Below are 25842 nucleotides of genomic sequence, written 5' to 3'. Positions count from 1 at the left end.
CCGACGCATATGTCTCCACGGTGCCGCCTGGAGCGCGGCGCGAGCGGTCGCACTTGGAGCCGGACGCGCGCATGCGCACAATGCGCGCCTACTTTCGTCTCACCCAGGCAGCTCATGTCCAGCATCGATATCCGCCACGACCATTCCCTGCCGCCGGCTCAGGCCCGCGCGGCGATCGACGAGGCGGCGCGCAAGCTGACCGATCGCTACGGCGTTGCCTCGCATTGGGAAGGCGACACCTTGCGCATCGCCCGCGCCGGTGTGGATGGTGCAATCACCTTGCTGCCGCAGCAGGTGCACTTGACGGCCGAGCTCGGCTTCCTGCTGTCGGCCGTGCAGCCGATGGTGGAATCGGAAATCCGCCGCCTGCTGGCGGAAAAACTCGCCTGAGCCAGCGCTTCGCGCAGGTTTGCCGCTTCAGCGCCAAGTCACCCGCCCAGCATGCGATGGGCGGATGCTTGGGCCAGGCCTGATCGGGTGGCGCTTCACCTGCCCGATGCAGGACCGGCACTAGGGTGAACGCAACGTCACTTTGGCAATCGACAGGAGCATTCCATGACGACCGGATACGACCAGAACGGCAATCGCGACCACACGGCGTCGGGCTTCCAGGCCCAGGCAGAACAGATCTCGCGCCGGCTCGGGGAATCGGCGCAGACCGTGTGGCTGGCGGGACTCGGCGCACTGGGCCGCGTGCAGAGCGAAGGCGGCAAATTGTTCGACTCGCTGGTGCGCGAGGGCGCTGCCTACGAGCGCACCGGCCAGCGCAAGGCGGCCGAAGGCGTGGACGAGCTGCGCGAAGAAGTGGAGACCCAGTTCGAGCAGGCACGCGATACCGCGGTGCGCGGCTGGGACAAGTTGGGCAAAGCCTTCGACGAGCGCGTCAAGGGCGTGCTGCGAACGCTCAACATCCCCGAGCAGGAAGAGCTGGAAACCCTGCGCCGTGAAGTGGAGTCGCTGAAGGCACAGGTGCGCGCCAATACCGCCGCGACCAAGCGGGCCAACCGCACGGCCAACCAGGCCGCGCAGGCTGCCAGCAGCGAGACGACCAGCGCAGGCACTACCGGCGGCACCTCGCAGACCGGCAATTCGGCGGCTTTCGACGGGGAGTGAACTACGGAAGGGGTTGGCCTGGTGCACGGGATGCAGGGCGTCGCACCGGCGCCCGTCCACAACTGACGTCCTGCGCAGCCAGGTCGCCCCGGACCGCACCGGGGTCAAGCGATAGCCGCCCCGCCACCGTGTTGCAAAGCAGCATGGTTTTACAGACAATCGGGGGACGACCCGCCAGTCCTGTATTACGAAGTCCGTTTGCTCCCCTCCCCTCACGGCTTCGGACTGGCGGGTCTTTCGTTGCCTGGGTCACGGCTCGTGACATCGCCGCCCGCGATCCATTGACGAATCCGGTACGAAGGATTCTTCTAGGCGCATCGACTCGTAATACGCGCCATCCCTTCGCTTGATGCTTATGCCTTCCTGGATTCTGGCGCTCCTGGCTGCACTGCTGCTGTGGTTGGCGGTGTGCGCTTACTTCTGGCTGGTGCGGCGTCGCGCCAACGAAACCGACGAAGGCATCCGTGCGCTGGCCGCCCTGCATTGGCGCGACTTCTCCGCAGTGGTGCTGCGGGTGCTGCAGGACCAACGTGGCTGGCAACCGACCCAGCTACCGCAGGACGGCCTGCCCACCGCCGATTTCATGATGCAGACCGATCACGGCACCCGCCTGGTGGCCTGCAAGCATGGCCGCGGCTATCGCATCGGCGTAGCTGCAGTGAACGAACTCGGGGCGATGGCACGGCTGGCCGGCGCTGGCGGCGGGGTGATGGTGACCGAAGGCCGCATGGAGCGCGAAGGCCTGGCTGCGGCAGACAAGCAATCCATCGAAGTGCTGGACGGCACGCGCCTGTGGCCCTTGCTCAAACCCTATCTGCCGGGCGATGTGGAGACCCGCGTGGTGACCCTGGCGCGGCGGCGCGCGCTCCGCCACAGCGTCATTGCCGGTGCCGCCCTGGCCACGCTTGCCCTGGTGGCGGTGCTGGCACTGCACTCACCCGAGCCACAGCCGGCACCGCCCGTTGCGGCCTCGCGGGCGGGCGCAACGCCGCCGAGCCCTCCCGCTGCGGCCGCCATGAACGCTGTGCAGCCCGCAGCGCCGACAGCGCCAGTCGGCGCCGCGACGGCAACCAGCGCAGAGCCGGATGCCGAGACCCTGCAAGGCTATCGGCGCGAGGTGTCGAGGGCATTGGCCCAGACGCCGGGCCTGGTGCGCGGGATCTGGATCACCCAGGCGACGCTTGCGGTGGATCGCGCGGTGGACGATGGCGCGGCATGGCCGCTGATCTGCCGCGAATTGCAGCGTTACCCCTATCTGCGCACGGTGCGCGTGCAGCTCAACCCCCGACCGGGCGTGGACGAGCCGGTGCGCTGGCGACAATGCACCACGATCTGATGCGGGTGCACCGCGATGGTCTGCCACCCCGCAGGTAAACATATCGGGCGTCTGGCGTGGGCACGCGCGAGTCCAGTCGATCCCGCGCTGATCTGCTGGCGCAGCTGGGCGATGACTGCGACGCGCTTCCCGTCATCGCGCATACAGCGGCTGGCCATTCACGACAGCTGGGTCAGACGAGCCGCGCTCTCGAAGCCGCCGTGCACACTGGCGTTGCAGCGACTGCGTTCTGCAACGCGATAGGCCCTACGCGGGAGGCGCGCGCGAGGCTCCAGTACAGCGTCAGCGCATGCCCGGCGCAAACCGCGCCACCAGATCGTACGAGCCGCCCAGAAACAGCTGGCGCACATAGGTCACCGGTTGCTCGCCACGCCAGGTGTGGCGGTCGATCACCAGACAGGCCGCGCCTTCGTCCACCTGCAGGCTGTGTGCCTGCGCGGCATCGGCGCTGACTGCGCTGATGCGGTGTTCGGCCCGCGTCCACGGTACGTTGCGCAACAGCCAGCTGCCGGGAGCGAGCGTGGTGAATGACTCGTGCAGGGCCTCGGGCACGGTGGTGACATCGATCACCCGCTGTTCCAGCGCAAACGGGCTGCCATCGGCCAGATGCAGGCTGTCCAGCGCGAGCAGCTTGCCGGTGCTGCCCAGCGCGCGCTCCTGCGGCACGCGCGGGCGCACACTGCGCAGCCGCCGCGACAACAGCGAAAACGCGTAGCGATGTCCGCGGGTGGTCATCTCCACTTCGATATCCGGAATCGACAGCGCCACCTGCTCCAGATGCGGATGCGGGCGCGCCACGAACGAGCCGGTGCGGCGGCGACGCTCGATCATGCCGGCGTCGGCCAGCAGGCCGAGCACCTTGTTGACGGTCATGCGCGAGCAGCCGTACTGCGCCATCAGTTCGTGCTCGGGCGGGATGCGGTGCCCGGGTGGCCAGTCGCCGCTGTGAATGCGTTGCTCCAGATCCTGCCGGATGCGGTGGTGCAAGGTGCCGGGCGCGGCGATGGGGGTGGCGGTCAAAGCGGAGGTCTCCGGTCAGACCTGCATTGTGCGCGCATCGGCTCCGTTGCCCAGCACTGTGCGCAACACCTGTGCAAACCGCGCGGCGATGAGTGCGCGGTCGATATGCCGGCCATCGCGCACCACCGCACGCCCGGCGCGCCAAACGGTACGGACCGCCCCCGCGCGTGCGGCGAACACCCAGCTGTCCAACAGCGCGTCGTCGTCGCGCGCGAGCAAGGCCGGGTGCGAGGTCTCCAGCTCCACCAGATCGGCCGCGGCGCCCGCCTGGATTCCATGCACCGCGCTGCCCAGTGCCTGTGCCGCCCCCCTGCCGGCCTGGTCGTACAACCAGCGCCCGCTCGACACATCGGCGGGCGCCAGCACGTTGCGCGCCTGCACGCTGAGCCGCTGGCCATATTCGAGCAGGCGCAACTCCTCGGCGGCATCGATCAGCACATTGGAATCCGAACCCACACCGAAGCGGCCACCCGCGGCGGCGAACACCTGCATCGGGAAGATCCCATCACCCAGATTCGCCTCGGTGATCGGGCATAGCCCGACCACCGCGCCGCGATCGGCAATGGCCTGCACTTCACTGCCGGTGACATGCGTGGCGTGCACCAGGCACCAGCGCGCGTCCACCGGCGCATTGGCCAGCAACCAGTCAACCGGGCGCTGGCCCGACCAGGCCAGGCAGGCATCGACCTCGCGCTGCTGCTCGGCAATGTGGATGTGCACCGGGCCATCGGTCAGCGGCAGCAGTGCCATCAGCTGGTGCGGCGTGACCGCGCGCAGGCTATGCGGCGCCAGGCCAAGCACACCGTCGGGCAGCGCAGTGAGGCTTTGCCTGCAATCGTCGAGCAGCCGTGCGAAGCCGTCGATGTCGTGGATCAGGCGCTTCTGCGCCGCGCTGGGTGCGGCGCCGCCAAAATCCGAGTGCGCGTAGAACACCGGCAGCAGGCTCAGCCCGATGCCGGTACTGGCAGCGGCAGCGACGATGCGCCCGGACATTTCGCCGGCATGCGCGTAAGGCGCGCCGCCGGGGCTGTGGTGCAGGTAATGGAATTCGCCGACGCGGGTGAAGCCGCTTTCCAGCATCTCCACATACGCCTGCTCGGCGATCGCCTGCAGGCTGTCCGGGTCGAGCCGGTCGACAAAGCGGTACATCAGCTCGCGCCAGCTCCAGAAGCTGTCACCGCGACGCCCACCCACTTCGGTCAGGCCGGCCATGCCGCGCTGGAAGGCGTGGCTGTGCAGGTTGCCCAGGCCGGGCAGCAGCGTCCCGGCGCGTGTATCGGTGGCAGCCACCGCGGTATCGGCCTGCACCGACACGATGCGCCCCTGCGTCAGGCCGATGCGCACACCGCTGGCCCAGCCGCCTGGCAACAGGGCCCGCGCTGCCCACAACGCTTGTACCGGCTGGTCTGCCACTGGACACCCTCGATTGACGAACTTATTGTATATACATATCAGACACCACGAGCCTGCGCCATGCATTGCGACGTTCTCTGGCACAACGCGCAGCTGATGACCCTGGACGCACCAGGCGGCGGTCTGGGTCCGGTGGACGATGGCGTGGTCGCCTGCCTGGACGGCCGCATCGTGTATGCCGGCCCGGCCGCGCAGGCGCCGGGGTTCGCAGCGGCCATCACGCACGACTGCCAGCGGCGCTGGATCAGCCCGGGCCTGATCGATTGCCACACGCACCTGGTGTATGCCGGCAACCGCGCCAACGAATTCGAGCAACGTCTGCGCGGCGCCAGCTACGCCGACATCGCCGCAGCCGGTGGTGGCATCGTGGCGACCGTGCGGGCCACCCGGGCTGCCGACGATGCCGCCCTGCTCGCTGCCAGCCTGCCGCGCCTGGATGCACTGCTTTCCGAAGGAGTGACCACGCTGGAAATCAAATCCGGCTACGGGCTGACGCTGGAGGACGAAACCAAGCAACTGCGCGTGGCGCGCGCGCTCGCCGGCCTGCGTCAGGTCGAGGTGGTACCGACCTTTCTCGGTGCGCATGCGGTGCCGCCGGGCAGCGATGCGCAGCCTTACATCGATGCGGTCTGCACCCGGATGATTCCGGCGATTGCCGCGCATGGCCTGGCCGAAGCGGTCGACGTGTTCTGCGAGCACCTGGCGTTCACGCCTGCCCAGGCCGAACAGGTCTTCATCGCCGCGCAGGCGCACGGGCTGGGCATCAAGATCCATGCCGAGCAGCTGAGCAACCAGCATGGCGCGGCGCTGGCCGCGCGCCATGGGGCGTTGTCGGCCGACCACATCGAATACCTGGACCAGGACGGCGTGGCCGCCATGGCCGCTGCCGGCACCGTGGCGGTGCTGCTGCCTGGTGCGTTCTATTTCACCCGCGATACCCAGTTGCCGCCGATCGACGCCCTGCGCACGGCGGGGGTGCCACTGGCCCTGGCCACCGACTGCAACCCCGGCACCTCGCCGCTGACCAGCCCGCTGCTGGCAATGAACATGGCGGCCACGTTGTTCCGCATGACCGTGGACGAATGCATCGCCGGCTTCACCCGCGAGGCTGCGCGTGCGCTCGGCCGCAGCGCGCGGTTGGGCCGGTTGCGCGCCGGCCTGGACTGCGACCTGGCGATCTGGGACATCGATGCGCCGGCCGACCTGGTCTATCGCATGGGCTTCAATCCGCTCCACGCCCGCGTCTGGCGCGGGCATTCGACCTGATTCACTGGAGTTGCCATGAGTGCTTCTGTTGTCTTGCAACCCGGCCACGTGACGCTGGCGCAGTGGCGTGCGCTGTATCGCGGCGCCGAGATGAGGATGGACGACGCCTGCGCGGCCGCGGTGCTGCGCAGCGCACAGACGGTGGAGGCCATCGTCGCGCGTGGCGAGCCGGTCTACGGCGTCAACACCGGCTTCGGCAAGCTGGCCAGCGTGCGCATCGAGCGCGACGACCTGCAGACCCTGCAGCGCAATATCGTGCTGTCGCATGCGGCCGGCGTCGGCGAGCCCACGCCGGTGCCGGTGGTGCGGCTGATGATGGCGCTCAAGCTCACCAGCCTGGCGCAGGGTGCGTCCGGCGTGCAACCGGGCACGCTGGCATTGCTGGACGCGATGCTGCATGCGGGCATCACTCCGGTGGTGCCGTGCCAGGGGTCGGTCGGGGCGTCCGGCGATCTGGCGCCGCTGTCGCATCTGGCGGCAGTGATGATCGGCGTTGGCGAAGCCTTCGTCGGCGGGCAACGGTTACCTGCTGCCGACGCGCTTGCACACGCGCAACTGCAACCGCGCGTGCTTGGCGCAAAGGAAGGCCTGGCGCTGCTCAACGGCACGCAATTCTCCACCGCCTGCGCGCTGGCCGGCCTGTTCGAGATCGAAACCGTGTTGCAGGCCGCACTGGTGACCGGTGCGCTGTCGGTGGAAGCGGCCAAGGGCTCGGATACGCCGTTCGATGCACGCATCCACGCACTGCGCGGGCAGCCGGGGCAGATCGCGACCGCCGCGGCGTTGCGCGCACTGATGGCCGATTCGGCGATCCGCGAATCGCACCGGCTCGGCGATGTGCGCGTGCAGGACCCGTATTGCCTGCGCTGCCAGCCGCAGGTGATGGGGGCAGCGCTGGACATCATGCGGCAGGCCGCGCGCACGCTGGAAATCGAAGCCAACGGCGTGTCCGATAATCCGTTGGTATTCAGCGACACCGGCGAGGCACTGTCGGGCGGCAACTTCCATGCCGAGCCGGTGGCCTTTGCCGCCGACATGCTGGCGATGGCGGTGTGCGAGATCGGCTCGATCAGCGAACGCCGCACCGCGATGCTGGTCGATCCGGCCTTGTCGGGTCTGCCGGCGTTTCTCACCCCGCGCCCGGGTTTGAACTCCGGCTTCATGATTCCGCAGGTCACCGCCGCGGCCCTGGTGTCGGAGAACAAGCAGCGCGCCTACCCGGCCAGCGTGGATTCGATTCCAACCTCCGCCAACCAGGAAGATCATGTGTCGATGGCCGCGCACGGTGCGCGCCGTCTGCTGGCCATGGCGGAAAACGCCGCGCACGTGATCGGCATCGAGCTGCTGGCGGCGGTGCAAGGCTGCGACTTCCATGCGCCACTGCGCTCCAGTGACGCGCTGGAAGCGGCACGCGCATTGCTGCGGGCGCAGGTGCCCACGTTGCAGGACGATCGCTACTTCCACCCGGACATGCTGGCCGCCAGCGCACTGGTGCGGTCGGGCGCCCTGGCCGAGGCGGTGGCGATTGCGTTGCCGGGTGTGGAGCCGCAGGCATGATGCGGCGCGTTGCAGCTTACCTGTGCAACATTCCGGCGCCATGCGATACAGCCGCGCGCGCATGCGCAGGATCTGCGGGCGGTGGGTTTGGCTGCTGCGTCCAGCGCGAAGCCGGCCTGCATGCCACTGATTGCTGCCGCCGGCCGCACTCGTTCACCGCTGCGCGCACCACCGGAGCGCAACGATGAGTGCCCTGCCCGACTGGCTGGAGATCCACCGCGGCAACGCCCCCTTGCTGATCAGTTTCCCGCACACCGGAACCGAGTTACCCGATCTGGTTGCCGACCAGTTCGCCTCGCCGTGGCTGGCGCGCCGCGATGCAGACTGGTGGGTGCATCAGCTCTACGATTTTGCGCAGTCGCTGGGCGCCACCACGGTGCGCACCACGATCAGCCGCTCGGTGATCGACGTCAATCGCGACCCCAGCGGCGTTTCGTTGTATCCGGGCCAGAACACCACCGGCCTGTGTCCGCTGACCACCTTCGACAATCAACCGCTCTATGCCGAAGGCCAGGCGCCGGATCAGGCGCAGATCGACCTGCGCCGCACCCGCTGGTTCGACCCGTACCACGCCGCGCTGGCCGACGAGATTGCGCGCCTGCGCCAGCAGCACGCAAGCATCGTGGTGTACGACGCGCATTCGATTCGGTCCTTCATCCCGCACCTGTTCGACGGCGAATTGCCGCAGTTCAACATCGGCAGCAACGACGACCGCAGCTGCGACCCGGCGCTGGCCGACGCGGTGGAGCAACTGTGCCGCAGCAGCGGCTCCAGTACGGTACGCAACGGGCGTTTCAAGGGCGGCTGGATCACCCGCCATTACGGGCAACCCGACCAGGGCGTGCACGCCCTGCAGATGGAGCTGGCCTGCCGCGGCTACATGCGCGAACCCGACACCATCACCCCGGACAACTGGCCCACTCCGTGGCAGCCGGTGCACGCCGCTGCCTTGCGCGCGGTATTGCGGCACGTGCTGCTGGCCTGTCTGGCATTCGCCAACGCACCCCGAACCGACACCACGCCGCACGCGGCCCACCGTTGATTGCAAGGAACCCGGCATGACCCGTCACGATGCTACCCGCGTCATCCGCGCTGCCACCGGCACCACGCTCACCGCCAGGAGCTGGCTCACCGAAGCGCCGCTGCGCATGCTGATGAACAACCTGGACCCGGACGTGGCCGAGCGCCCGCAGGAACTGGTGGTGTACGGCGGCATCGGCCGCGCCGCGCGCGACTGGGAATCCTTCGATGCGATCGTGGCTGCGCTCACGCGACTGGAAGATGATCAAACCCTGCTGGTGCAATCGGGCAAACCGGTCGGCGTGTTCCGCACCCACGCCGATGCGCCGCGCGTGCTGATCGCCAACTCCAATCTGGTACCGCGCTGGGCCAATTGGGACCACTTCAACGCGCTGGATCAAAAAGGCCTGGCGATGTACGGGCAGATGACCGCCGGCAGCTGGATCTACATCGGCGCGCAGGGCATCGTGCAAGGCACCTACGAAACCTTCGTGGAAATGGGCCGCCAGCACTACGGCGGCAGCCTGGCCGGCAAGTGGCTGTTCACCGGCGGGCTGGGCGGCATGGGCGGCGCGCAACCGCTGGCTGCGGTGATGGCCGGCGCCTCCTGCCTGGCCGTGGAATGCCGCCGTTCCAGCATCGACATGCGCCTGCGCACCGGGTATCTGGACACCTGGACCGACTCGCTGGACGAAGCGCTGCGCCTGATCGAGCAATCGTGCACCGCGAAGACGCCGCTGTCGGTCGGCCTGCTCGGCAATGTCGCCGACGTCCTGGACGAACTGCTGCTGCGCGGGATCAAGCCGGACCTGCTGACCGACCAGACCTCCGCACACGACCCGGTCAACGGCTACCTGCCGCAAGGCTGGAGCGTGGAAGAGTGGGACGCAAAGCGCGTGAGCGCACCGAAGGAGGTGGAAGCCGCCGCGCGCGAGACGATGGCCAACCACATCCGCGCCATGCTCACCTTCCACGCGCTCGGTGTGCCCACCGTGGACTACGGCAACAACCTGCGCCAGATGGCGCTGGAACAAGGGGTCGACGATGCATTCGACTTCCCCGGCTTCGTCCCCGCCTACATCCGCCCGCTGTTCTGTCGCGGCATCGGCCCGTTCCGCTGGGTCGCGCTGTCCGGCGACCCGGAAGACATTGCCAGGACCGATGCCAAGGTCAAGGAACTCATCCCCGACGATGCGCACCTGCATCGCTGGCTGGACATGGCGGCCGACAAGATCGCCTTCCAGGGCTTGCCCGCGCGCATCTGCTGGGTCGGGCTGGGCGACCGCCATCGGCTGGGCCTGGCCTTCAATGCGATGGTGCGCAGTGGCGAGCTCAAGGCGCCGGTGGTGATCGGCCGCGACCATCTGGATTCGGGCAGCGTGGCCTCGCCCAACCGCGAAACCGAGGCGATGGCCGACGGCTCCGATGCCGTGTCCGACTGGCCCTTGCTCAATGCCCTGCTCAACACTGCCAGCGGCGCCACCTGGGTGTCGCTGCATCATGGCGGCGGCGTCGGCATGGGCTTTTCGCAGCATGCCGGCATGGTCATCGTCTGCGACGGCAGCGAGGCGGCCGACAAGCGCCTGGAGCGCGTGCTCTGGAACGATCCCGCCACCGGCGTGATGCGGCACGCCGACGCCGGTTATGCGATTGCACGGGATTGCGCAGACGTACAGGGACTGGATTTGCCCGGGATCACGGGCAAAAGAGGTCAATGAGATCTGCGATCGTTCGAATAGCCACGGATTGCGCCAGCGGCAGGGCATGGAGCCGCCGCCCTTCCCGCGGGGGGTTATGGCCGCATCGGCGTCGACTGATCCCTCGCCCCCTCGCGGGCGGGGCTGAACGCGCTCCGCGTGGGCAAGGCCGACCTCACGCCTGACCACCGCATCACACTCCCGGCGATTGCCCTCAAGAACGCCGCTGCCTGGCCGACAAGGTATGCAACGTTTCGAGGAATCTCCATGGGCATCTTGATCTACCTGGTGCCTGCATTCGCACTCTGGGCCCTGATCGCCACGGCACTGGCATTCGTCCGCGGCCGCCAGTTGCGCGCCGAGTCCGGCCAGCTTGCCAGCACCCAGGACAGCCTTGGCCGCTACCAGGCAGCGCTGTCGCAGCTGAAGGCGCGTGCGGCGGCCAGCGCGCTGGAGCTGGAATCGCTGCAGCGCAGCTACGCTGTGCTCAAGCAGTCGCTGGACCAGCAGGAGCAGAACGCAGCCGGGCAGCAGGACGCCGCGGCCACCGAGGTGATCCCGATGGTGATGGTGCAGCGGCTGGATATCGCCAACGAGATCGGCACCCTGTTTGCGCATGTCGCCCGCGTGGCACGCAGCCTGCGTCGCTACAGCGCCTACAGCCGCGGCCACAGCGCGCCGGAGCCGAGCACCGCGCGCTACGACCTGCACTGGCTGGCGGACTGCCTGCACAGCTTCGATCAGATCGGCCACGCGCTGGTACGCGGCAATGTGGCGGCCTTGATCACCGCGTGCCAGGATCTGCTGTCGATGTACGACCATTATTTGAAGGACGGCTCCGGCTACAACAGCCGTGACACCTTCCAGCGCCTGAGCAGCGATGTACCACTCTCCGAAGCCACCGATGCCATCCGTTCCATCATCGTCAAGGCGACGCTGGCGCAGGATGTGCGCGATGCGGTGCGGGACGATGAGGTGGCGGCGAACGTTGGCTGAATCGGGAATCGGGAATCGGGAATCGGGAATCGGGAATCGTAAGAGCGTACGGCCTGATGCATCCCGATGTGGCGTTACGCCTATTGCCGAGGATGCGTACCGTGCGAATTAACAGTGAATCGGGAATCGCAGGAGCGTACGGCCTGATGCATCGCTAATGTGGCGTTGCGCCTCTCCACGAGGATGGCGTCTCGAGCGAATCAAGCGTTTTAGCCCCCCTGATTTTCTGCAAAAAGCGCACCGCTTGCGGTGCGCTTTCTTTGTTTCATGCTTCGGCATTCTTGAGTGGCCGACGAGTGATGCAGACGAGCGTGGTTGCGGGCGGCCGTGCGCCTGGTCGCGCCATATATGCATCGGCGCATTCCGATTTCAGACACCGGCCGCGCGGCTCGGCAGCCACGCAGCCGTGTCATCGCCGGCTTTACCAGCGGCCTTCGATCGCCCCCAGCATCATGGCGCCTGCTGCGGTAGCGCGTAGGCCATCAATGCATCGCCTGCCGGGGTCTCCATGAAGTGATGCCCGCCGGCCATGATGACCAGATATTCGCGGCCGCCATACGCGTACACCATCGGGTTGGCCTGGCCGCCGGCTGGCAACTTGGCATGCCACAGCTCCTTGCCGGTGGCCAGATCGATGGCGCGGATCAGGTCGTCGGTGGCGGCGGCGATGAAGATCAAACCGCCTGCCGTCACCACCGCGCCGCCGTTGTTGGGCGTGCCGATCTCGATCGGCAACCCGGAGCGGATGCCAAACGGGCCATTGCCGCGTGCGCTGCCGAACGGGCGGTCCCACAGCGTCTTGCCGCTGGCCAGATCGATGGCGCGGATGCCGCCGTACGGCGGTTCCTTGCACAGCAATTTGGTGAACGGCAGCCGCCAGCCGGCATTGACGTTAATCGCATACGGCGTGCCTGCCTGCGGGTCGCCCGCGCCTTCTGCGCCACCGGCATCGCCACGTACCTCGTCGCGCGGTGCCCAGCCCAGTTTGTCGGCCTTGGCGCGCGGCACCAGCAGGTTGTAATTGGGCATGTCGTTGTAGTTGGCCACGATCACGCCGCGCTGCGGGTCCACCGCCACGCTGCCCCAGTCCGAGCCGCCGTTATAGCCGGGGTATTCGATCGAATGGCGCTCCGCTTCCGGCGGCGTATAGATGCCCTTGTAGCTGGCGGTGCGGAACTGGATGCGACAAACCAGCTGGTCGATCGGGGTCATGCCCCACATGTCGCGCTCGGTCAGATCCGGCTTGCGCAGCGTGTGATACAGCGAAAACGGCTGGGTCTTGGCGCGCATCTGCGGCTCCACGCCGCCACCCGGCACCGCACGTTCTTCCACGCCCACCAGCGGCTTGCCGGTGCGCCGGTCCAGCACATACAACTCGCCCTGCTTGCTCGGCAGCAAGACCGCCGGCACGTTGACGCCGTCCTTGGGGAAATCGATCAGGCTCGGCTGCGAGCCAAGGTCGTAATCCCAGGCGTCGATGTGGGTGGTCTGGAAATTCCACACCGGCTTGCCCGTGGCCACATCCAGCGCCACCAGCGAGGTCGCGTAGCGATTCTCCTGCGGCGTACGCGAGCTGCTCCAGTAATCTGCGGTGGAATTGCCCATCGGCAAATACACATAGCCCAGCTGCTCATCGGCGGCCGCCGTGGTCCACATGTTGGGCGTGCCGCGCGTCCAGCTCTGGCCCGGCGGCGGTGCACCGTTCCAGTCCGGATGCGTCATGTCCCAGGCCCAACGCAACTTGCCGGTCACTGCATCGAAGCCTTCGATCACACCGGAAGGCTCGTAACGCTTCTGCCCGTCGAGCACCTGATGGCCGGTGACCACCACGCCACGCACAATGGCCGGTGGCGAATTGATCGACACATAGCCCGGCGGCGTCTGACCCATGCCGACGGTGATATCGACCTGACCATTGCTGCCGAAGTCTGGGCATGGCGTACCGCTGCGTGCATCCAGTGCAATCAAGCGGCCGTCCAGCGTGCCTTCGATCACCCGCGTGCGGCACAGCGCTGCCGGCGACGTTGCCGTTGCCGTTGCCGTTGCCGTTGCCGTTGCGTCTGCAGTGTTGGCGGCTGCCGGCACTTCGTAATACGACACCCCGCGGCAGGCCGCGGTGTACGGAATTGCCTCGTCCTTGACCTTGGGATCGTAGCGCCAGCGCTGCTTGCCGCTGGCGGCATCCAGCGCGATCACCTGGTTGCGCGCGGTGCACAGGTACAGGCTGTCGCCCACCTTCAGCGGCGTGGTCTCCGCGCCCCAGCGCTTGCTCGGCAGATCGCCGGTATGGAATACCCACGCCTGCTGCAACTGCGCCACATTGTCGCGATTGATCTGCTGCAGCGGCGAGTAACGTTGCCCGGCCTGGCTGCGTCCGTAGGCAGCCCAGTCGCCGTCGGCAGGTGCGTTCGCCGGCTGTGCGCCAGGTGCCGCACCCGGGGCGGATGCAGTGCGATTGAGCAGACCACCCACCATGCCGGCCGCCTGCGCCAGCGCGCCATCGGCTTCGGTGACGCCGTGCGGCACGAAGGCCAGCACGAAGGCGACCACGAACACTGCCGCCAGCGCGCCTGCCACGCTGCGCGAGACCGCGCGCGACACCGGGCGTTGCAATTTCGGGAGCAACAGCGCGAGCACGAATGCCAGGCCGACGATCAAACCCAGACGCGGCACCCAGCGCCAGTAATCGCTGCCCGATTCCCACCATGTCCACAGCAGCGAACCCACCACCACCGCAGCAAACCACCATGCGCCCGCATTGCGGCCCCGCACCAGCAAGACGCCGGCAATCACCATTGCCGCACCGGCCGGCAGGTAATACCAGGAGCCACCCAGCGCGGCCAACCACACGCCACCGGCCAGCAGTACTGCGCCCAGCACGGCAATCACACCTCCCAATATCGCCAGCGCCCAATGGCCGCGACCGGAAGGACGATCCAGAATCGTCATCAGTTGTTCCTCTTCGACTCAGCGGCAACGCAACGCCGCCGCACCGCCAACCACCTTCGGCCCGCGCGGGTGAAAGAGCCGCCTTTTTCGCGGCAATCGGTCGAGGACACTGCGTTGCAGATGTCATGGCCTGCAACAATGACCGGCATAAAAAAACGCCGGCTTCCGCCGGCGTTTTCGGTCAGCTGCAGCAATGCCGCTGCACGATCAACCGATCATTCTTCGGTTGCCGGCGGCACTACGGTGGCCTGCGCGGCCACCTCTTCCACCACATCGTCCACTTCATCCAGCGATGCATCCAGGCGTTCGACCGCCTGCAGCTTTTCGCCCTTGGACAGACGGATCAGCGTCACGCCCTGGGTGTTGCGGCCCACGCGCGAGATTTCCGAACCGCGGGTGCGCACCAGCGTGCCGCCATCGGAAATCAGCAACACTTCGTCGGTGGCGCCCAGCAGCACTGCACGCACCAGCTTGCCATTGCGCTCGGTGGTCTGGATGCCGATCACGCCTTGGGTGCCCCGCCCCTTGCGCGGATATTCGGCCAGCGGGGTGCGCTTGCCGTAGCCGTTCTCGGTGGCGGTCAGGATGTAGGCCACATTGCCGTCGTCGGCGACCTCGATCACGGCAGGCTCGCCGCCATCGGTGGCTTCCACCACGTCATCGACCTCGTCGCCTTCGATCTCTTCTTCGACACCGCCGGCACGCTCGGCCACGATCAGGCTGACCACTTCCTCGCCCTTGGTCAGGCGGATACCGCGCACACCGGTGGCGGTACGGCCCATCGAGCGCACGGTGGACTCACCAAAGCGCACGGTCTTGCCGTTGGAGGCGAACAGCAACACGTCGCGGTCGCCATCGGTCAACGCCACGCCGACCAGCGCGTCGCCTTCGTCCAGATTGATCGCGATCTTGCCGCGCGCCAGACGGAAGGCGAATTCGCTCAGCGGCGTTTTCTTGACCGTACCGTTGCGGGTGGCGAAGAACACATAGCGGTTGTCGGCGTACTCGCGCACCGGCAGCACCGCCTGCACGCGCTCGCCGGATTCCAGCGGAATCCAGTTGATGATCGGGCGGCCACGCGCATTGGAGCCGGCTTCCGGCAGCTGATGCACCGGCAGCCAGAACACCTTGCCGCTGCTGGTGAAGGTCAGCAGCGTGTCGTGCGTGTTGACCAGCCACAGCTGGTCGATGAAATCTTCTTCCTTGGTCGCGGCGGCAGACCGGCCACGGCCGCCACGGCGCTGCGCACGATAGGCGCTCACCGGCTGGCGCTTGGCATAGCCGGCATGCGACAGCGTCACCACCACGTCTTCCGGCGCGATCAAATCCAGGATGTCCAGATCTTCTTCGCTGTGACGGATTTCGGTGCGGCGTTCGTCGCCGTATTCTTCGCGGATATTGATCAGCTCGTCGCGGATCACCTGCAGCAGCACGTCCGGATTTTCCAGGATGCGGATCAGGCCTTCGATGACGCCGAGCAACTGCTTGTACTCGTCGGTCAGTTTTTCCTGTTCCAGGCCGGTCAGGCGATGCAGACGCATTTCCAGGATCTGCGACGCCTGCACTTCGCTGAGCTGGTAAAAGCCCTTGATCAGGCCCACGCCCGGCGGCAGATCTTCCGGCTTGGACGCCTCGGCACCGGCCGCGCCCAGCAGCGCACCGACCAGACCCGGTTGCCAGGTCTTGGCCAGCATGCGCTCGCGCGCTTCCTGCGGGTTGGCCGAGGTCTTGATCAACTCGATCATTTCATCGATGTTGGCCAATGCAACGGTCAGGCCTTCCAGCACGTGCGCACGCGCACGCGCCTTGCGCAGCTCAAAGATGGTGCGGCGGGTGACCACCTCGCGGCGGTGGCGGATGAACGCCTCCAGCATCTGCTTGAGGTTCATCAACTGCGGGCGGCCGTCGATCAGCGCGACCATGTTGATGCCGAACACCGACTCCATCTGGGTCTGCTGATACAGGTTGTTGAGCACAACCTCGGCCGACTCGCCGCGCTTGATCTCGATGTAGATGCGCATGCCGTCCTTGTCGGACTCATCGCGCAGTTCGCTGATGCCTTCGAGCTTCTTTTCCTTGACCAGCTCGGCGATCTTCTCGATCAGCCGCGCCTTGTTCACCTGGTACGGGATCTCGGTGACGACGATCGCCTCGCGGCCGTTGTCGGCCACTTCCACATCGGCCTTGGCACGGATGCGCACACGGCCACGGCCGGTGCGATAACCGGCGGCGATGCCGGCGGTGCCGTTGATGATGCCGGCGGTGGGGAAATCCGGGCCCGGGATGTATTCCATCAGGCCTTCGACATCCAGCTCCGGGGTGTCGATCAGCGCGATGCAGGCGTTGATCGCCTCGGTCAGGTTATGCGGCGGGATGTTGGTGGCCATGCCCACCGCGATACCGGCCGAACCGTTGACCAGCAGGCTCGGGAGCCGGGTCGGCATCACCGTCGGTTCCAGTTCCTTTTCGTCGTAATTGGGCTGGAAATCGACGGTTTCCTTGTCGATGTCCGCCATCAGCTCATGCGCCAGCCGCGACATGCGCGACTCGGTGTAACGCATCGCCGCCGCGGAGTCGCCGTCGACCGAACCGAAGTTACCCTGGCCATCGACCATCATGTAGCGCAGCGAGAACGGCTGCGCCATGCGCACCAGCGTGTCGTACACCGACTGGTCGCCGTGCGGGTGGTACTTACCGATGACGTCGCCGACGATACGCGCCGACTTGAAGTAGGCCTTGTTGCTGTGGGCGCCCAGCTCGTGCATCGCGAACAACACGCGACGGTGCACAGGCTTGAGGCCATCACGGGCATCGGGGAGTGCGCGGCCCACGATCACGCTCATCGCGTAATCGAGATAGCTCTTGCGCATCTCGTCTTCCAGATTGACCTGGATGATTTCCTTGGCGGTTTCTGCCATTCGGGTTCCGTAAGTGAGGTGGCGGGCGAGCCGGAAAGCCGCGTCGGGGGCGCCTTACCCACAGGCTGCCGACCCCACGCTCCCGCCGATCGATTCAAGCCCCGGATTGTACCACGAAGGGGCAGCCCGACGCCTCCGGTTTACCAGCCAGAAACAAGCACTTGCAGGACTTTGCCGGACGTTTGCGGCGCAGGTGCGCCGCGCCGGGCTCAGGCGCCGAAGGCTGCCTGCATCCGCGCCAGGTCCGGCTGCACGATCACCCCGCGCTCGGTGACGATGGCATCGATCAGACTGCCGGGGGTGACGTCGAATACCGGGTTCCAGGCATGGATGCCGTCGGCCACCGTACGCACCCCGCCCACACCGAACAATTCGCCTGGATCGCGCTGCTCGATCTCGATCTGGTCGCCACTGGCGGTGGCCATGTCCACGGTCGACGACGGCGCCACCACCATGAACTTGACCCCGTGGTGGCGCGCGGCAATGGCCAGCTGATAGGTGCCGATCTTGTTGGCGGTATCGCCATTGGCGCAGATGCGATCGGCGCCGACGATCACCCACTGCACCAGGCCGGACTTCATCAGATGCGAGGCCGCCGAATCGGCGATGAGGGTGGCGTCGATGCCGTCCTGCTGCAGCTCCCACACGGTCAGGCGCGCGCCCTGCAGCCAGGGCCGGGTTTCGCCGGCAAACACCTTGGCGATGCGCTGCTGCGCCATGCCGGCGCGAATCACGCCCAGCGCCGTGCCGAAACCGGCAGTGGCCAGCGAGCCGGTATTGCAATGGGTCAGCACGCCGCTGCCGGGGGCGATCAGGTCGGCGCCGAGCGCACCCATATGGCGGTTGGCGGCCAGATCCTCATCCGCGATTGCCTGCGCCTCGCGCGCGATCACCTCGCGCCAGTCCGCGCCGGCCGCGCCCAACACCCGACGCATGCGCATCAGCGCCCACGCCAGGTTGACCGCGGTCGGGCGTGCGGCATTGAGCCGCAGGAGCGCCGGTTCGAGCTTCTGCAGCGCGGCGCTGCCGTCATCGGCGTCGATGTCGCGCGCGGCCAGCACCACGCCCCACCCGGCCGCAATGCCGATCGCCGGCGCACCGCGCACGGCCAGCGAATGGATCGCTTCGCCCACCGCGTCGCTGGTGTCGCAACGCACATGCTCCACCACGAAGGGCAGCTTGCGTTGGTCGAGCAATTCCAGGGCATCGCCGGTCCACAGTAGCGGCCGGATGTGGTCGTAGCGGGCGTAATCGATATGGGCGCTGTCGTTCATGCGTCCATTGTAAGGCGCAGGGGCGGTGCAGTCAGTGGAAGGCGTCGCCCAGATCGCAGACCGCGCAGCAATGCATCAGGCGCAACCGCCCGGTTGGTCGAGATCGCGGCACCCTCATCCCAGACGGTTGGCTGGCGGTCTTGCTGAAAACGAAAATGCCGCGTCGCGCAGCTTGCCGTTGCTGATTGAAAACCCTGCGCACCGACCAACTTGACTGGTCCTTGCCTGCCCACCGTCGCGGGACCCTTGGCGGAATGGATGCCGACACGGAGCTACATGGACGCACTTGCAGCGGGTCCTGCGATGGTGGGCGGGCAAGGGCTCTGCAGCAAAGGCGCAGATGATCCGCTTTTCGCCTGATCTACCAATATTGAGCAATCAGGTAGCGACGCCTGCATCGTGCGTGTAGCGATCGCTTGGCTGTCTTCAAGTCCGGTCGAGGGCGCGGTGCCCTCACCGCTCGCGGGACACGCCGTGAATCCGTCCGTGGAGGCTCGGTGGCGGCATCCATGCCGCCACACGGTCCCGCAATCGGCGAGGACACCACGCCAGGCAGTTGGCTGGTGGTTTTACTGAAGAGCGAAGACACCGCATCGCATGGGTTGCTGGTTGCTCTGCTGATAGCTCTGCACACCGACCATCTCGACTGGTCCTTGCCCGCCCACCGTCGCGGGACCCTTGGCGGCATGGATGCCGCCACGGAGCCTACAGGGATGTACTTGCGGCGTGTCCTGCGATGGTGGGCGGGCAAGGGCCCTGCAGCAAAGGCGCAGACCATCCGCTCTCCTCCTGATCTGCCGGTATTGAGAAATCAGGTAGCGACGCCTGCATCACGCCTATCGCGATCGCTTGGCCATCTTCAAGCCTGGTCGAGGCCGCGGCGCCCTCACCGCTCGCGGGACACGCCGTCAACCCGTCCATGGAGACTGGATGGCGGCATGGATGCCGCCACGGAGCTTACCGGGATGTACTTGCAGCGTATCCCGCGACGGTGGGCGTGCAAGGGCCCTGCAGCCAGACCACGGGGCAGCCGCGGCGCGGCGAAGACCTAAAGCACTAGACCGACACGTAGTCGCGCAGCAGCCCTGATAACCGCTCAGTCGACGATGAACTCGGCGCGGCAACCGTCGTTCACCCAGACACCATCGCGGCTCCAGCCCCAGGTCTGGCCTTCCACGCAGGGCGTCCTGGACATCTGCCGGCCCAGCCGTACCGCACGCTCCACCGACACCCCGCAGGTGCGGCGCGCGCTTTTCTTGGATTCGCAGGTGACCATGCGCGGCACCGTCACGAAGCCGGAGCCGTCTTCGGCACCCACTTCGAACTCGCCATCGCACCCACGCGACACCCAGATCTCGTTACGGCGAACGCCCCAGGTGCGGCCTTCCTTGCACGGCCACATCGAACGTTGCCGCAGCAGCCGCACCGGCGCGCCACGCAACACCACCGGGCACGCCACCTTGCCGCCATTGGAATCGCAGCGCACCACGCGGCGCATCACCGTTGCGGTCTGCACGCGGGACGCGGCGAATTCGGCGCGGCAGCCCTGTTCGACCCACACGCCATCGTCTTCGACGTCCCATTCGCTGCCGCGGATACAGCTGGTCTCGGAGAGCTGGCGCACCAGCTGAACGCCATTGGCAATGTTCATCGCGCAATGCACGCGCGCCATGTCCTTGGACTCGCAGCGCACCACACCGGCCGCACGCTCGGAAGCACGCGCATCGGCGAGCATCAGCAGCGGCAGGCACCACAAACCGCATAAGCTGATCAGCCACTTCATGCCAACAATCCTCACCCCGAAACGATCTACGTCGCGCCCCCGTGGACGTGAAGATGAGAGCATCATCGATGTGAAGATAGCAATACGGCGCAGCTGACAGCGGCATGGCAGCGAGGTGCACGCGCACTGTCGCGCGGTGCGCGTGGAGCGGTGTCGTCGACGGATCCGCCACGTCCGTCATGCGCCGCGCCGGCCTGGTGCGCAGCAAGCTGCGGCGGAGCACCTGCGTCCGGAAACGCCCTGGCGGTCTAGCGCAATGCCCGCCGCGCCGAGGCCATAGGCGCGCGAGCTCGAACGTCAGCACGTCCGCGATCTGCGTGGTGCGATCCAGCGCGACGCCGGCCGCCCCCGTCCTCAGGCACGCGCGAACTCGAAGGCCAGCACGTCGGCGATCTGCGCGGTGCCGCGCAAGGCCATCAACAAACGGTCCACGCCCACCGCCACTCCCGCGCAGTCCGGCAACTGCGACAACACCGCAAGCAGCTCCTCGTCCAGCGGCAGCTGCGGCAAACCGCGCGCCGCGCGCCGCGCGTTGTCGCGCAGGAAACGCGCGCGTTGCTCCTGCGGGTCGTTCAACTCGTGGTAGCCGTTGGCGACCTCGTAGGCGCCCAGATACAGCTCGAACCGTTCGGCCACCGGCGGGTTGTCGTGGCGGATCCGGGCCAGCGCGCACTGGCTGGCCGGCCAGTCGTGCACCACGGTGAGCGTGTCGCCGGAAAACCCCGGCTGCAGGCGATGGGTCATCAGCAGGTCCAGCCAGTCATCGCGCGTGAGCCCCTGCGGGTCGATGGCGATGTCCTGCAGCGGCGCACGCAATGCCTGTTCCGGCGCCAGCAGCGGGTCGATGCCCAGCCGCTGCACGAACAGCTCGCGGTAGCTGAGCACCTGCACCGCAGCCGCACGCCCGACCAACGCAAGCGCCCGCTGCACCAGCGCGATGGTTTCCTGCGCCAGCGCGCGGTCGTCCCAGCCCACCCGGTACCACTCGAGCATGCTGAATTCCGGGTTGTGCCGGCCGCCGGCTTCGCCATTGCGAAACACACGCCCCAGCTCGTAGCAATCGCCCAGACCGGCGGCGAGCAGGCGCTTGAGCGGGTATTCCGGCGAGGTGCGTAACCAGCGCACGGGCGGGCCGGCATCCACGTGCCCGCTGAAGCGGGTGCTGAAACTCTCGATGTTCGGCTCGGTATTGCCGGCCTGCGAAAGCACCGGCGTTTCCACTTCCAGCACGCCGCGCTCGGCAAAAAACGCACGAATCGCCGCGTTGAGCTGCGCGCGCAGTTGCAGTGCAGCCAGATCCAGTTGCGCTGCCGTCACGGCTGCTGCCCGTGTTCACCCAGGAAGGCCAGCAGCCGTGCTTCGTCCCAGATCTCCACGCCCAGCGATTGCGCCTTGTCGAGCTTGGAACCGGCCTCCTCGCCGGCGACCAAAAACGCAGTCTTCTTCGACACGCTGCCGGCGACCTTGGCGCCCAATGCTTCGAGGCGTTGCTTGGCGGCATCGCGCGTCAACGCGGCCAGGGTGCCGGTGATCACCACCGTCTGGCCATCGAGCGGGCCGGTCTGCAGCGCATCGGCTTCCGGCAGGCGCGCCAGCACCGTTTCCATCGCCTGTTGCGCCGCGCTTGCCAACGCGGCGTTTTCCGGGCGATCCAGCCATTGCAGCAACGCGGCCACCACGGGCGCGGGAACGCCGGCCTGTTGCAAGACATCGGCGCCTGCCGTGCGCAGCGCAGCAAACGACTCCACCGCAGCGGCAAGCTGTTGCGCGCGCACCGGCGTCACCTTGGGGATGTCCATGTCTTCCAGTACGCTGGCAAAACTCAACGCCTCGCGCAGCTTGGGCGATGGCGGATGCGCATCGCCGATACGCACGCCGCGTTGCAGCAGGTCGTCGATAGCCTGCTGATTGCCGGGCTGGTCGAGGAAGTGCCCGAGCGAACGCGCCACTTCGCCACCGATATCCGGCACGCGCTTGAACAACGGCCACGGCAGATGGCGGATCAGTTCCAGATCGCCGAACCAGGCCGACAAGGCCTTGGCCGTGCTCTCGCCCACATGTTCGATGCCCAGCGCGAACAGGAAGCGCTCCAGCGTGGTGTCGCGCGATGTCTCGATCGCCTCGATCAGGTTCTCGGCCCACTTGGTGGCGATCTTCCTGCGGTTCCAGTCGAAGCTCGGCAGGCCTGCGCGCAGCAGATCGGCCTGCCAGGTCTGCGGCACCTCGTGCTCCCCTGCCAGGTCCACGCCGATGCCGACCACACGGGTTTCCAGCTGCGCATACGCACCGCTGGCCAGATGCTCGCGCACCTCGCGCAGGAACGCATGCGGGCTCTCGGCGTTGCTGATCAGGCGCAGCTGCAACAACTGATCCACGGTGAGCAGATACAGATCGGCCACGCCCTGCACCAGCCCGCTGTCGACCAGCACCTCGATGAATTTTTCGCCGAGACCATCGACGTCCATCGCACGACGCGAAACGAAATGCCGGAACGCTTCCTTGCGCTGCGCCGGGCAGGTCAACTCACCCGAGCAACGCCACACCGCCTGGCCTTCCTCGCGCACGATCTCCGAACCGCACACCGGGCACTGCGTGGGCATGCGCCATTCCTGCGTGCCGGCCGGTCGCTGGTCGGCGACCACACCGGCCACTTCGGGAATCACATCGCCGGCGCGGCGCACGATGACCGTGTCGCCCACGCGCACATCCAGCCGCGCGATCTGGTCGGCGTTGTGCAAGGTCGCATTGGTGACCACGACGCCGGCCACGTGTACCGGCTTCAGACGTGCGACCGGCGTGGCCGCACCGGTGCGGCCGATCTGGATCTCGATCGCCTCCACCGTGGTGGACTGCTCCTGCGCCGGGAACTTGTGCGCAATCGCCCAACGCGGCGCGCGCGACACGAATCCCATCTCGCGTTGCCCGGCCAGATCGTCGAGCTTGTAGACCACGCCATCGATATCGAATGGCAATCCATCGCGCGCTTCGCCGATGCGTTGGTAGTACGCCAACAGGCCCTCACTGCCCTGCACCACATCGACCAGCTGGCTGACCGGAAAGCCCCAGTCGCGCAGCTGCGCCAGGATGGCCGAATGCGTTTGCGGCAATGCGCCGTCGCGCACTTCGCCCACGCCGTAGGCGAAGAAACTCAGTGGGCGCTGTGCCGTGATGCGCGCATCCAGCTGGCGCAACGAACCGGCCGCGCCGTTGCGCGGATTGGCCAGCACCTTGCCGCCCTGCGCGCGCATCTGCGCGTTGTAGGCCTCGAACGCGGCGCGCGGCATGTAGACCTCACCGCGCACTTCCAGCACCTGCGGCCAGCCCTGGCCGCGCAGACGCAGCGGAATCGCCTTGACCGTGCGCAGATTGGCGCTGACATCCTCGCCGGTGGCGCCATCGCCGCGGGTGGCACCCTGCACGAACTCGCCGTTTTCGTAGCGCAGGCTGATCGCCAGCCCATCCAGCTTGGGCTCGGCCGAGAAGACCGGTTGCTTGATCTCCAGGCGCTCGCTGATGCGCCGCACGAACTCGCGCACTTCCTCGTCGCTGAAGGCATTGCCCAGCGACAACATCGGCAAGGCATGCCGTACCTCGGCAAAGCGCGAGGCGGCCAGATAGCCAACCCGCTGCGTTGGCGAATCGGCACTGGCCAACGACGGGTGCTCGGCTTCCAGCGCCTCCAGCTCCCGCATCAGACGGTCGTAGTCGACGTCGGCCAGCTGCGGCTCGTCGAGCACGTGATAGCGGTAGTTGGCATCGTCGATGCGGCGACGCAAGGCAGCGATGCGCTGAGCGGGATCCGGGCTGGCAGTCATGATCGCGGGGCTGGCTCTGGGCCGCTCATTCTAACGGGCCGTGCCGATGCCAAGCATTGGCGGAAGCGCCTTCGGTCGCGCGGATTGATCGATGATGAAATCGTTGGCATTGGCGGCGTCGGCCGCGGTGGCCATGCGTAACCCGCACCTTGCCAGGGTGTCGGCATCGGAGCGAAGCAGATGCTTCAGCCACAGCCCGGAGCCCGTTGGAAGCGGGCCCGGCGGTTACCTGACCTGTGTACGCAAACGCGGGAAACACCACCGTCGCTGCCACCTGATTGCAGCGCGCGCACCTGCGCGACCGGCCCTGCGGGTATTTCCCGATAGGCAGACACGCCCAAACCGGCTAGCGTGGCGCCCTCTTTGCCCGCCGCCTCTGGAGCTCACCCGTGTCGTTGCCCGTCTCGCGCCGCTCGTTTCTCAGCCTCGCCACCACCGGCGTGGCGGTTTCCGCACTGGGGCTGGCACCCGCGGCCGAGGCGGCCCGCAAGCGCGCCGCGGCGCCGGCAACGCCGGGCGTGGCCGCCGCGGCCGGCACCGTGTACCTCAACCTCAACGAGCACCCGCTTGGGCCTGCCCCGGCGGCGGTTGACGCTGCCACGCGTTCGCTGGCGCGCTCGGGCCGCTACCTGTTCGAGATGGAGCGGGATCTGCGCAACCTGATGACCGGCGAGCTGCAGTTGCCCAACGATCATCTGTCGTTGTTTCCCGGCTCGCGCGACGCGCTGAACCGGGCCGGCAGCCTGTTCACCTCCGCGCGCGCCGGGCTGGTGGTGGCCGACCCGAGCTTCGACCCGCTGATCGAAAGCGCCACTGCCCGCGGCGTGGCCGTGCGCAAGGTGCCGCTGCGTGCCGATGGCGCGCACGACGTCAAGGCGATGGCCAAGGCCGACCCGACCGCCGGCCTGATCTATTTGTGCAATCCCGGCAATGTCACCGGTGCCATCACCCCGCGCGCCGACATCGAATGGCTGCTGGCCAACAAGCCGGCCAGCGCGGTGCTGGTGGTCGACGAGGCGTATATCCATTACAGCAACGAGCCCTCGGTGGCCGATCTGGTGCGGCAGCGCCAGGACCTGATCGTGCTGCGCAGCTTCTCCAAGCTCTACGGCATGGCCGGCCTGCGTCTGGGCGCCGCCCTGGCCCCGCCGGGACTGCAGACCAAACTTGCCGCGCTCGGCAGCAACCCGTTGTCGGTACCGGCGATGGCCGCCGGCATCGCCAGCCTGCGCGACCCGCTGCTGGTGCAGACCCGCCGTGCAGACAACGCCCGCGTGCGCGACGAAACCATCGCCTGGCTCAAGGGCAAGGGCTACACCTGCCTGCCCTCGCAGGCCAACTGCTTCCTGCTGGACGTCAAACGTGATGCGAGCGTGTTCGCCGATTCGATGCAGAAGCAGGGCGTCATCGTCGGCCGCAGCTGGCCGATCTGGCCCAAGCGCGTGCGCGTCAGCGTGGGCACCGAGGCGGAAATGGTGCGTTTTCGTGAGGCATTCGGCAAAGCCAAGCGCTAACTCGCAAAGCGTTTGATAAAGCCCACGCGAACCCTTCTCCCATCGGGACATTGTCCTCCTTTATGGAGGAGAAGGTGCCCCACCAGGGGCGGATGAGGGGCGCGTCGCGAAGTTGTCACCGCCTGGGAGGTCAAGCGCGTCGCTACGCGCCTTCAGAAATGACACACCACA

Annotated in this window: 17 protein-coding genes; 9 read left to right on the top strand and 8 right to left on the bottom strand. The window is 67.2% G+C overall.

Annotation, left to right across the window (positions count from 1 at the left end; genetic code table 11):
- Positions 1–114 precede the first annotated feature (114 nt).
- From ACCQ12_RS08195 to ACCQ12_RS08185, 3 genes are all read left to right on the top strand, one after another.
- Positions 115–390 carry a polyhydroxyalkanoic acid system family protein gene (locus ACCQ12_RS08195; RefSeq protein ID WP_372383347.1) on the top strand — a complete coding sequence of 92 codons (276 nt, stop codon included), beginning with the start codon at positions 115–117 and terminating at the stop codon, positions 388–390.
- Between the two features lie 165 nt (positions 391–555).
- Complete coding sequence (locus tag ACCQ12_RS08190; RefSeq protein ID WP_372383346.1) at positions 556–1113, top strand: phasin family protein; 558 nt, start codon at positions 556–558, stop codon at positions 1111–1113.
- A 349-nt stretch (positions 1114–1462) separates the two neighbouring features.
- Entirely contained in the window at positions 1463–2449 is a 987-nt protein-coding gene (locus ACCQ12_RS08185) for a restriction endonuclease (protein WP_372383345.1), read from the top strand.
- 282 nt (positions 2450–2731) lie between these two features.
- Here ACCQ12_RS08185 and hutC read toward each other — a convergent pair whose 3' ends face one another.
- Both hutC and ACCQ12_RS08175 read right to left on the bottom strand, forming a co-directional pair.
- Positions 2732–3469, bottom strand: coding sequence for a histidine utilization transcriptional repressor HutC (gene hutC / locus ACCQ12_RS08180; RefSeq protein WP_372383344.1), 738 nt, complete (start codon positions 3467–3469; stop codon positions 2732–2734).
- Between the two features lie 15 nt (positions 3470–3484).
- A complete protein-coding gene (locus ACCQ12_RS08175) occupies positions 3485–4882 on the bottom strand; it encodes a formimidoylglutamate deiminase (RefSeq protein ID WP_372383343.1) in 1398 nt (465 codons plus the stop codon).
- Positions 4883–4942: 60 nt separating this feature from the next.
- Here ACCQ12_RS08175 and hutI point away from each other — a divergent pair, with 60 nt between their 5' ends.
- The 5 genes from hutI (at position 4943) to ACCQ12_RS08150 (ending at position 11418) form a co-directional block, all read left to right on the top strand.
- Positions 4943–6148, top strand: coding sequence for an imidazolonepropionase (gene hutI, locus ACCQ12_RS08170; RefSeq protein ID WP_372383342.1), 1206 nt, complete (start codon positions 4943–4945; stop codon positions 6146–6148).
- Between the two features lie 15 nt (positions 6149–6163).
- On the top strand, positions 6164–7705 hold the full coding sequence (gene hutH, locus ACCQ12_RS08165) for a histidine ammonia-lyase (protein WP_228313791.1): 1542 nt from the start codon (positions 6164–6166) through the stop codon (positions 7703–7705).
- A 184-nt stretch (positions 7706–7889) separates the two neighbouring features.
- A complete protein-coding gene (gene hutG, locus ACCQ12_RS08160; RefSeq protein WP_166752732.1) occupies positions 7890–8747 on the top strand; it encodes an N-formylglutamate deformylase in 858 nt (285 codons plus the stop codon).
- 16 nt (positions 8748–8763) lie between these two features.
- Entirely contained in the window at positions 8764–10443 is a 1680-nt protein-coding gene (gene hutU, locus ACCQ12_RS08155) for a urocanate hydratase (RefSeq protein ID WP_166743199.1), read from the top strand.
- A 246-nt stretch (positions 10444–10689) separates the two neighbouring features.
- Positions 10690–11418: a hypothetical protein gene (locus ACCQ12_RS08150; RefSeq protein ID WP_355608517.1), complete on the top strand. Its 729-nt coding sequence runs from the start codon at positions 10690–10692 to the stop codon at positions 11416–11418.
- Between the two features lie 450 nt (positions 11419–11868).
- Here ACCQ12_RS08150 and ACCQ12_RS08145 read toward each other — a convergent pair whose 3' ends face one another.
- From ACCQ12_RS08145 to ligA, 6 genes are all read right to left on the bottom strand, one after another.
- On the bottom strand, positions 11869–14367 hold the full coding sequence (locus ACCQ12_RS08145) for a membrane-bound PQQ-dependent dehydrogenase, glucose/quinate/shikimate family (RefSeq protein ID WP_372383341.1): 2499 nt from the start codon (positions 14365–14367) through the stop codon (positions 11869–11871).
- 215 nt (positions 14368–14582) lie between these two features.
- A complete protein-coding gene (gyrA, locus tag ACCQ12_RS08140) occupies positions 14583–17285 on the bottom strand; it encodes a DNA gyrase subunit A (protein ID WP_372383340.1) in 2703 nt (900 codons plus the stop codon).
- Positions 17286–17494: 209 nt separating this feature from the next.
- A complete protein-coding gene (gene mtnA / locus ACCQ12_RS08135) occupies positions 17495–18559 on the bottom strand; it encodes an S-methyl-5-thioribose-1-phosphate isomerase (RefSeq protein ID WP_166750421.1) in 1065 nt (354 codons plus the stop codon).
- 1096 nt (positions 18560–19655) lie between these two features.
- Positions 19656–20342: a DUF3011 domain-containing protein gene (locus tag ACCQ12_RS08130; RefSeq protein WP_047696583.1), complete on the bottom strand. Its 687-nt coding sequence runs from the start codon at positions 20340–20342 to the stop codon at positions 19656–19658.
- A 354-nt stretch (positions 20343–20696) separates the two neighbouring features.
- On the bottom strand, positions 20697–21659 hold the full coding sequence (gene epmA / locus ACCQ12_RS08125) for an EF-P lysine aminoacylase EpmA (protein WP_372383339.1): 963 nt from the start codon (positions 21657–21659) through the stop codon (positions 20697–20699).
- Complete coding sequence (gene ligA / locus ACCQ12_RS08120) at positions 21656–24157, bottom strand: NAD-dependent DNA ligase LigA (protein WP_372383338.1); 2502 nt, start codon at positions 24155–24157, stop codon at positions 21656–21658. Before ligA ends, epmA begins: the two co-directional genes overlap by 4 nt.
- A 389-nt stretch (positions 24158–24546) precedes the next feature.
- Here ligA and ACCQ12_RS08115 point away from each other — a divergent pair, with 389 nt between their 5' ends.
- Positions 24547–25671 (top strand): pyridoxal phosphate-dependent aminotransferase, encoded by a 1125-nt coding sequence (locus ACCQ12_RS08115; RefSeq protein WP_372383337.1) that lies wholly within the window; start codon positions 24547–24549, stop codon positions 25669–25671.
- Positions 25672–25842 lie beyond the last annotated feature (171 nt).

The sequence above is a fragment of the Xanthomonas sp. NCPPB 1068 genome (assembly GCF_041479385.2).
GTDB classification, from domain to species: domain Bacteria; phylum Pseudomonadota; class Gammaproteobacteria; order Xanthomonadales; family Xanthomonadaceae; genus Xanthomonas; species Xanthomonas cannabis.
The sequence above is the reverse complement of the archived record's forward strand: the minus strand, read 5'-3'. Positions and strand labels throughout refer to the sequence as shown.